Here is a 7,107-nt window from a genome sequence, read left to right as displayed (position 1 = left end):
AGCTTCGAGGCGCTGGATGGCTGGATCCGCCGGCATCTGCGCAAAATCCTCTGGCGTCAATGGAAGCGGCCGTTCACCCGGGTCAAGATGCTGATGCGACTGGGTCTGTCTGAAGACAGGGCTTGGCGCAGTGCGACCAATGGGCGTGGTCCTTGGTGGAACTCGTGCGCCTCTCATTTGAATCAGGCGTTGCCGAAGAAGGTGTTTGATCGCATCGGACTGGTATCGCTGATGGATCAGTATCATCGGCTTAAATGTGTATCATGAACCGCCGTATGCGGAACCGCACGTACGGTGGTGTGAGAGGACGGAGGTCGCAAGACCTCCTCCTACTCGATTCATGATTCGATATAACAGTTTGATGTGTCACAAAAACACGAATCGATAGAGTCGGTATACTAGCGGCCAGTTCAACCTGTCGGAGAAGGGGAATGGATCAGCGTTTTGATGTCGTCATCGTAGGCGGTGGCATGGTCGGTGCGGCGCTTGCTTGCGCGTTGGCGGAAAGCGACCTGAGTATCGCGCTTCTGGAGCGGGAATACCCGCAGGCCTTCAGCCCGGAGCAACCCCATGATCTGCGGGTGTCGGCATTGAGCCTGGCGTCCGAAAACCTGCTGCGTCATCTGGGCGCCTGGGAGGGTATTCAGTCCCGCCGTCTTTGCCCCTACCGCCGGATGCGCGTCTGGGAAGCGGACGATCATCGAGCGGCCACTGAATTTGACTCGGAGGGGATCGGTCAGCCCTATTTGGGGCACATTGTCGAGAACCGGCTGGTTCAGCTGGCGCTGTTGGAACGAGCACAGCAGATGTCCGGGATCGATCTGATCTGTCCGGCGCGGGTTGATAGCATCGACTACTCCCCCGGTGCCAGTGTCGTGACTCTGGAGGGGGGACGCGAGATTGTCGGGCGTCTTTTGGTGGCGGCCGACGGTGGAAACTCCAGGGTGCGTGATGCAGCCGGTATAGGCGTTCATAAATGGGATTACGACCAGTATGCGCTGGTCGCCTCAGTGGAAACCGGATACGAGCAGCAGGATATAACCTGGCAGCAGTTCACGCCCACAGGCCCATTGGCCTTCCTGCCACTGGATGGGCCCAATGCCTCCCTGGTCTGGTATAACACGCCGAACGAAGCGCGTAGGCTGATGGATCTGCCGGAAACCGCCTTTATGTCAGAGCTGATTGCCACCTTCCCGGAACGGCTTGGACGTATCGACCGTCTTGTCGAGCGTGGCTTCTTTCCGCTGCGCCGGCAGCATGCTCAGCATTATTGTGCAGAGGGCGTGGTGTTGGCCGGCGACGCCGCGCATATGATCCACCCGCTTGCCGGGCAGGGCGTCAATATCGGTTTTCTCGATGTGGCGGTGCTGGCCGAAGAGCTTCTCGACGCACACTGCGCCGGCGAGGCGATCGACTCTCTTGCCACCCTCAAACGTTATGAGAAACGCCGCCGCCGCCATAACCTGCTGATGATGCAGACCATGGATGCTTTCTATCGGGTCTTTAGCAACGATGCGGCGCCCCTGAAACTCCTGCGTAATCTGGGGCTGGGGGCCGCCGAGAAACTGCCTTTTGCCAAGAAGCGTGTGATGCAGTTCGCCATGGGGTTAGAGGGCGACTTGCCAGCTTTGGCTCGGTAAATGGCTCCCGGATTCCGCTATGCTGCATCCGGGCTACAGCCACCACGTAGCCCGGCAGAAGCCAAAGGCGCATGCCGGGAATTCCCGCTATATGTCTTCAGGCTCCTGCCACTAGGATAAATGGAACAACACAGTCGATGGAGGACCAAGGATGGTCAACTACCGCCGTAATTACGTACCAGGCGGCACCTGTTTTTTCACCGTCACCCTCAAAGATCGCGGCAGTAACACGTTGATTGATCATATCGAAGCGTTGAGGGACGCTCATCGCGCTGTTCTTAAGAAATCTCCCTTTGTGATCGACGCCTCGGTGATATTACCGGACCACCTGCATGCTATATGGAGGTTGCCCGAGGATGATGCGGATTACTCGAAGCGTTGGCAGAGCATCAAGGCCGATTTCTCCCGGCGCTTAAGCCGGTCGGGTAAGAGAGGTCGCCGTGGTCTCTGGCAACCGCGTTTCTGGGAGTATACGATAACCAGCGAGAATGATCTGAATATCCACCGGGATTACATCCACCTTAACCCGGTCAAACACGGGTTGACCGACTCCCCGGCAAACTGGGCTTATTCAAGTTTCTGGCGTTTTGTTAACGCCGGTTTCTACACGCCGGACTGGGGTGAATCGGAATACGATCTATCCGGTAATTTTGGGGAATAGGGATAGCAGTCCCGGATTTCGCTATCGCTGCAACCGGGTTACAGGCATTAAGCCAATGACTCTACCCACCGAGGTAATGCTGCCTGAGTGATCTGCGTACGCACCGCCTCCAGCAGGGCGGCGGCGGCCGGGCTTAAGGCACGTCCCCTGCGGGTGATCAGGCAGATCTCGCGATACTGGGCAGGTGCCTCCATTGGAATAAACCGCAGGCTGGCGAAGGAGTCTGTATCGGCCGCCAGGGCCGGGAGCAGGGTGACGCCCAGTTGGGCGTTGATCAGGGCGGCGAGCCCCGCCGGGTTGGTGGCTTCCAGTGTGGTGTTGCCAAGCTCCAGCGGTAAACCCGCTTGGGAAAATCGCTCCAGCTGGGCGCGAATGCCCGTATCCGGGCTCAGAAGCACCAAAGGCTCCCGGGCGATACTCTCCCAGTTAAGCTGCTCCCGGTCTGCGTACTTGTGTCCGCTCGGGAGGACCATGCCATATCTGTCTTTTAAGATAGGTTGGTAGCGCAACTCCGGTTGCTGGGAGTGATTGCCAGCGATGGCGAAGTCCACTTCGTTATCGAGTACACGGCGCTCCAGGCTGCCCGCGCTGTCATCGCGGATATGGATATGGATAGCCGGGTGCTGTTGACGGAACATCTTGACTGCGTCGGGCAGCAGCCGGGTGACCACGGACGGGGAGCCGGCAAGACTGACCTGGCCCTGCTGCAGCTCGGCACGGGACTGGAGGTCGTTGATGGCTGCGGTAAAGTCTGAGATCAGCCGCTCGGCGACCGGTAGAAAACGCTCGCCTTCCACGGTTACGACAACTCGGCGGGTGGTACGGTCCAGCAATTTGAGGCCTGCCTGATCTTCCAGTTGTTTAATTTGTGCGGTCAACGTGGATTGAGTCAGGTGCAGTTGCTCGGCAGCCCGGGTAAAACTGCCCGTGGTCGCGATACGGACAAAGGCCTGTAGCTGGCGAATCGATATATTATTCGTAATCATCAATTAATTTATAAATATTTATCGTTTGATTGATAAATGATGATTTTGCATCATAGCGCGAAATCTGACCACTGCCGACACAACGGATGCCCGTATGATCCCACGTATTGCCGAAACCCAGACCATTAGCGAGCTCTACCTGGCCTTTATCGACGCTCTGAAAGAAGCGGGCTTTGAGGGTGACCTGAATCCGGATTATGCCAACCGTGTGGTGCTTTCCACCGATAACAGCATCTATCAGATTTTGCCTCAGGCGGTGCTATATCCCCGCAACACGGCGGATCTGGTCAAGATCGCGCGCCTGGCGGATGAGCCGCGTTTTCATGATGTGGTGCTCAGCGCCCGGGGCGGCGGTACGGGAACCAACGGCCAGTCGCTGACCGATGGACTGGTGGTGGATGTCTCCCGCCATATGAACCGGATTCTCGAGATCAATCCGGATGAACGTTGGGTGCGGGTCCAGAGTGGGGTGGTCAAGGATCAACTCAATGCGGCATTGAAACCCTACGGACTGTTCTTTGCGCCAGAACTCTCGACCAGCAACCGTGCCACCATCGGCGGCATGATCAATACCGATGCCAGCGGCCAGGGCTCCGTGATGTACGGCAAGACCCGGAACCACGTGCTGGAGCTGACCAGCGTCTGGCTGGGCGGCGAAACCTGGCTCTCAGGGCCGGTGGATGATGAGGCGCTAAACCGCGCCCAACAGCGGGATGACCGGATCGGTGAGGTGCATCGCGAACTGGACCGAATCCAGCGCGAGTATGGCGATCAGATCGCGGACACATTTCCACCGCTGAACCGCTGCCTGACCGGATACGATCTTGCTCATATCCGTGATGAACAGGGCCGCTTCAACCTCAATAATATTCTGTGCGGTGCGGAGGGGTCGCTGGCGTTTATCGCCGAGGCCAAGCTGAATGTCCTGCCGATACCCAAGTACGCCGCGCTGGTTAACATCAAGTACGACAGCTTCGAGGCGTCGCTGCGAGATGCTCAGGCGTTGATGAGCTGGGGCCCCACATCGATTGAGACGGTGGACTCCAAGGTGCTTAATCTGGCGATGGAGGATATCGTCTGGGACAGCGTCAGCGACTATTTTCCCTCTCATGAGGGAGAGCCGGAGATCCGTGGCATCAACCTGGTGGAATACACCGGTGATGACGAGGAGGAGTTGAAGCGGAAAGTAGCTGCTCTTGAAGCCCATCTCACGCAGGTGAAGGGCAGTGAAGGTGCAAGCTTTGGCTATACGGTGGCGTTTGGCGCCGGTGAAATCGGCAAGATTTGGGGCATGCGTAAGCGCGCCGTAGGTCTGTTGGGTAATGCCAAAGGACAGAAGCGCCCGATTCCCTTTGTTGAGGATACCGCCGTACCGCCGGAGAATCTGGCCGATTACATCATGGAGTTCCGTGCGTTGCTCGATAGCCACGGAATGGCCTATGGCATGTTCGGCCACGTCGATTGCGGTGTACTTCATGTGCGCCCGGCTATTGATATGAAGGACCCGGAGCAGGAAACCCTGATTCGCACCCTGACCGATGGTGTTGCTGCGTTAACCAAGAAGTATCGAGGCCTGCTCTGGGGCGAACACGGCAAAGGGGTGCGTTCGGAGTATGCGCCTGAGTTCTTCGGTGATCTGTACCCGCAGTTGCAGGCGATCAAGGGCGCCTTTGATGGCCGCAATCAGCTCAACCCGGGTAAAATCGCCACACCGGCTTTGGCGGGCGCGCAGCTTCTTAAGATCGATGAAGTGACCACCCGCGGACAGCTTGATCGAACGATTCCGCAGAGTGCGCGTGAGCAGTACGACTCCGCCATGCATTGCAACGGCAATGGTGCCTGTTATAACTACGACCCCAAAGATGCCATGTGTCCCTCCTGGAAGGGTACGCGGGAACGCATCCACTCACCCAAAGGACGTGCATCGCTGATTCGTGAGTGGCTGCGGTTGCTGGCGAAGGAGGGCGTTGATCCGGTTGGAGAGGCACGTGAGCTGCGAGCAAGCTCCGGCCTGCTGAGTCTCCCTGCGAAAATTCGCAACACCTGGCGCCGTGACCACGGAGAGTATGACTTCTCCAATGAGGTCCACGAGGCGATGGCTGGCTGTCTGGCCTGCAAATCCTGTGTCGGGCAGTGCCCGATCAAAGTTAACGTGCCTGATTTCCGGGCGCGATTCCTTGAGCTCTACTACAGCCGTTACCTGCGCCCGGCCAAGGATTATCTGATCGGTAGCCTGGAGTATATGATTCCCAGCCTCTCCCGGTTCCCGGCGCCCTATAACTGGGCCATGCGCAATTCGCTGGTGCGGGCGGTGATGCGCCGGATCGTCGGTATGGTGGATAGCCCCGTTATCTGTACTCACAGCCTGCGTCAGGGCATGACGGAGCGGGGAATTGAATGGGCGACATCGGAGCAGATTGCGGCGCTGAGCGAGAAACAACGCGAACGGGCGGTCATCATCGTACAGGATGCCTTTACCTCCTACTTCGAGACACAGCTGGTTCTGGATCTGATCGATCTGCTGGGGCAGTTTGGCTACTACGTGATGGTCGCTCCCTACCTGCCCAACGGTAAGCCGCTGCACGTGCACGGTTTTATGAAAGCATTCGATAAAGCGGCCAAGCGTAATGCCGAGATGCTCAGCGCGTTGGGCCAAACCGGTCTGCCGCTGGTGGGGATCGACCCCTCCATGACCCTGACCTACCGCCAGGAGTACGCTGATGCAGTGGACGGCGAACTGCCCCCGGTTAAGTTGATCCAGGAGTGGTTGGCCGATGAGCTGGGCAATATCCATCTGGAACGTGACCTGCCTTCGGCGCGCTACAAACTGCTGGCGCACTGCACCGAGAAAACCTCGGCCGCGGCGTCGCTCAAGCAGTGGCAGGCGATCTTCAGCGCTTTTGGCCAGAAACTGGAGATTATGCCGGTGGGTTGCTGCGGTATGTCCGGTACCTTTGGCCATGAAACGCGTAACTACTATCGTTCGCGGGATATCTATGACCTGAGCTGGCGCGAACTGGTTAACAACCCAGAACACAAGAGTCAGCTGATGGCCACCGGGTACTCCTGCCGCTCGCAGGTGAAACGGATGGACGAGCAGCAGCTGCCCCATCCGGTTCAGGTACTACTGGGTGTTCTATCCGGGCAGTGAGTGGACAGGCCATTAAGTCTGGCCTTAAGTTGTAGTGCAATTGCACAATGAATCGGCGAACATGCCCGCTTTATCCAACAATGAGGAGTCAACCGTGGAAGATCTACTGCCTGACCTCTGCGACCAATTTCCCGAGCTGGTTCAAGTCGTTGAACCGATGTTCGGCAACTTTGGCGGCCGTGAGAATTTCGGCGGCGAAATCGTAACCATCAAGGCGTTCGAGGATAACTCCCTGGTCCGCGAGCAAGTCGCCCAGCCGGGCGAGGGTAAGGTTCTGGTGGTCGATGGTGGCGGCTCCATGCGTCGTGCCATGCTGGGCGATATGCTGGCGGAAAAAGCCGCCCAGAACGGCTGGGAAGGGATTGTGATCTATGGCTGTATCCGTGATGTGAACGCCATTGGCGAGACCGATATCGGTGTTCAGGCGCTGGGTACCCATCCGATGAAAACCGAAAAGCGTGGCCTGGGTGATCTTAACGTGGAAGTGACCTTCGGCGGCGTTACCTTCCGTCCCGGCGAATTCATCTACGGCGACAACAACGGCCTGCTGGTTTCGCCGCAGAAACTGGAACTGGCTTGATCCGCGACTAAAACCCCGGCATACGGCCAATGGCCTCTGCCGGGCTAGGTTCTTGCTGTAGCCCGGATGTAGCGAAGCGAAATCCGGGA

Annotated in this window: 6 protein-coding genes; 5 read left to right on the top strand and 1 reads right to left on the bottom strand. The window is 57.9% G+C overall.

The genetic code is table 11. The features are described from left to right. The 3 genes from G403_RS0117640 to G403_RS0117630 all read left to right on the top strand — a co-directional run. On the top strand, nucleotides 1-267 hold a 267-nt coding region (locus G403_RS0117640), incomplete at its 5' end, for a group II intron maturase-specific domain-containing protein (RefSeq protein WP_027855163.1). Nucleotides 268-431: 164 nt separating this feature from the next. Next, complete coding sequence (locus G403_RS0117635) at nucleotides 432-1,640, top strand: UbiH/UbiF/VisC/COQ6 family ubiquinone biosynthesis hydroxylase (RefSeq protein WP_027855162.1); 1,209 nt, start codon at nucleotides 432-434, stop codon at nucleotides 1,638-1,640. A 151-nt stretch (nucleotides 1,641-1,791) separates the two neighbouring features. Continuing rightward, nucleotides 1,792-2,301 (top strand): REP-associated tyrosine transposase, encoded by a 510-nt coding sequence (locus G403_RS0117630; RefSeq protein ID WP_027855161.1) that lies wholly within the window; start codon nucleotides 1,792-1,794, stop codon nucleotides 2,299-2,301. 47 nt (nucleotides 2,302-2,348) lie between these two features. Here the strand turns inward: G403_RS0117630 and G403_RS0117625 are convergent, their stop codons facing one another. Then, entirely contained in the window at nucleotides 2,349-3,287 is a 939-nt protein-coding gene (locus G403_RS0117625; protein ID WP_084404099.1) for a LysR family transcriptional regulator, read from the bottom strand. A 94-nt stretch (nucleotides 3,288-3,381) separates the two neighbouring features. On the opposite strand from G403_RS0117625, the gene ydiJ reads away from it, so the two are divergent. Together ydiJ and rraA are read left to right on the top strand one after the other, a co-directional pair. Further along, the gene (ydiJ, locus tag G403_RS0117620) at nucleotides 3,382-6,438 is read left to right on the top strand and encodes a D-2-hydroxyglutarate dehydrogenase YdiJ (protein ID WP_027855159.1); all 3,057 of its coding nucleotides are present in this window, start codon (nucleotides 3,382-3,384) and stop codon (nucleotides 6,436-6,438) included. Between the two features lie 94 nt (nucleotides 6,439-6,532). Next, nucleotides 6,533-7,018, top strand: a complete 486-nt coding sequence (gene rraA / locus G403_RS0117615) for a ribonuclease E activity regulator RraA (protein WP_027855158.1) — start codon at nucleotides 6,533-6,535, stop codon at nucleotides 7,016-7,018. The last annotated feature ends 89 nt before the right edge of the window (nucleotides 7,019-7,107 follow it).

Source organism: Marinobacterium litorale DSM 23545 (assembly GCF_000428985.1).
Taxonomy (GTDB): Bacteria; Pseudomonadota; Gammaproteobacteria; order Pseudomonadales; family Balneatricaceae; genus Marinobacterium_D; species Marinobacterium_D litorale.
This window is presented reverse-complemented; position numbering and strand designations above follow the sequence as displayed.

Bases quoted from the DNA above. Each gene is read 5' to 3' on its own strand.
- G403_RS0117630 (WP_027855161.1), top strand. From the start codon at position 1,792: ATGGTCAACTACCGCCGTAATTACGTACCAGGCGGCACCTGTTTTTTC.
- ydiJ (WP_027855159.1), top strand. From the start codon at position 3,382: ATGATCCCACGTATTGCCGAAACCCAGACCATTAGCGAGCTCTACCTG.
- G403_RS0117625 (WP_084404099.1), bottom strand. From the start codon at position 3,287: ATGATTACGAATAATATATCGATTCGCCAGCTACAGGCCTTTGTCCGT.
- G403_RS0117635 (WP_027855162.1), top strand. From the start codon at position 432: ATGGATCAGCGTTTTGATGTCGTCATCGTAGGCGGTGGCATGGTCGGT.